2 protein-coding genes are annotated in these 1316 nt (G+C 73.9%); one reads left to right on the top strand and one right to left on the bottom strand.

The genetic code is table 11. The annotated features are described in order from the left end of the window. On the top strand, positions 1–555 hold a 555-nt coding region (locus tag AB0K09_RS33440), incomplete at its 5' end, for a TetR/AcrR family transcriptional regulator (RefSeq protein ID WP_366069146.1). 29 nt (positions 556–584) lie between these two features. Here AB0K09_RS33440 and def read toward each other — a convergent pair. After that, positions 585–1115, bottom strand: coding sequence for a peptide deformylase (def, locus tag AB0K09_RS33435; protein WP_366069147.1), 531 nt, complete (start codon positions 1113–1115; stop codon positions 585–587). Between the last annotated feature and the right edge of the window lie 201 nt (positions 1116–1316).

The following is a 1316-nucleotide window of genomic DNA, read 5'->3' as shown; positions in this document are numbered from 1 at the left end:
GCTTCTCGAGATAGTCCGGGGAGCCGTCCGGGGCCGGCCGGCCGGCGGGCGGTGCCGATCCTCTACCGGCACTTCGGCGACAAGGGGGGTCTCTACCGGGCGTTGGCCGTACGGCACACCGACGGGCTGCTCGACGGGCTGCGGGCGGCGCTCGACGCGCCGAGCGGGCGCCGCGAGCGCGTCGAGGCGACCCTCGACACGTATCTGGCCGCCATCGAGGCCCGGCCCCAGGTCTACCGCTTCCTGATGCATCCCGCCGAGGAGGAGGCCGGCAGCGAGCAGGGCTTCGACGTGGGGCGCCACTCCGCGCCGCTGCTGCGCCGGCTCGGCGAGGAGCTCGCGCAGGTCATCGCCGAGCGCGTCGACCTGGGTGAGGAGGGGGAGCAGCTCGCGCGGGTCTGGGGGCACGGCATCGTCGGCATGATGCACGCGGCGGGCGACTGGTGGCTGCGCGAACGGCCCTGCCCGCGCGCGCAGCTGGTGCGGCATCTGGCGGATCTGCTGTGGGGCCGGCTGGCGGTGTCCGGGGACCGCCTGGACGGCCCGGGCTTCTGAGACGGGCGGGGGCTTCGCCCCCGGACCCTCTAGCCCGCCTTGCGCGCGGCGCGCAGGGCCCGGCTTCGGCGCCAGCCGGTGAGACGGTCGAGGTACAGGCCGCCCTCCAGGTGGTCGCACTCGTGCTGGAGGCAGCGCGCGAAGAAGCCCGTGCCCCGCACGCGCACCGGCTCGCCCCGGAGGGTGACGCCCTCCACCACCGCCTCGTCGAAGCGCGGCGTGCCCGCTTCGACGCCCGGCACGGACAGACAGCCCTCCGGGCCGCGGACGGTGACGCCGCCGGTCTCGACGAGCCGGGGGTTGACCACGTGTCCGAGGTGGCGGCGGTCCTCGTCGTCCGGGCAGTCGTAGACGAAGACCCGCAGCGGGACACCGATCTGATTGGCGGCGAGCCCCACGCCGCCGGCCGCGTACATCGTGGCGTACATGTCCTCGACGAGCTCCGCGAGCGCGGGGCCGAAGTCGGTGACCTCACCGCAGGGGGTGGCCAGGCCCGGATCCCCCAGCTTCCGTACGGGCCGCACATGTCCGGAACTGCCGGGTATCGAGCCTCTTCGCATGAGGTCAAGGGTACGTTCCGCGCACTGCGGGTTCGGGCCTCCGGCCGGTTCTCGATAGGCTGATCCCCGACCGATGCCTCCTGGCTGGCGATTCGGCGCGGAGGGGTGGAACTGGGCCAGGGCGAACATGTCCGGGACGTCGGCGACCTTGTGCAGCCCGCTCCCGGTCACGTCGACGGTGCAGCGGTTGACGTCGTTCGG

This window comes from Streptomyces sp. NPDC049577 (assembly GCF_040675635.1).
GTDB lineage: Bacteria > Actinomycetota > Actinomycetes > Streptomycetales > Streptomycetaceae > Streptomyces.
Note: the sequence above shows the minus strand (reverse complement) of the source record. Positions and strands in the feature narration are given on the sequence as shown.

Excerpts from the sequence above, each read along its gene's own strand:
- def (WP_366069147.1), bottom strand. The coding sequence starts at position 1,115 with ATGCGAAGAGGCTCGATACCCGGCAGTTCCGGACATGTGCGGCCCGTA.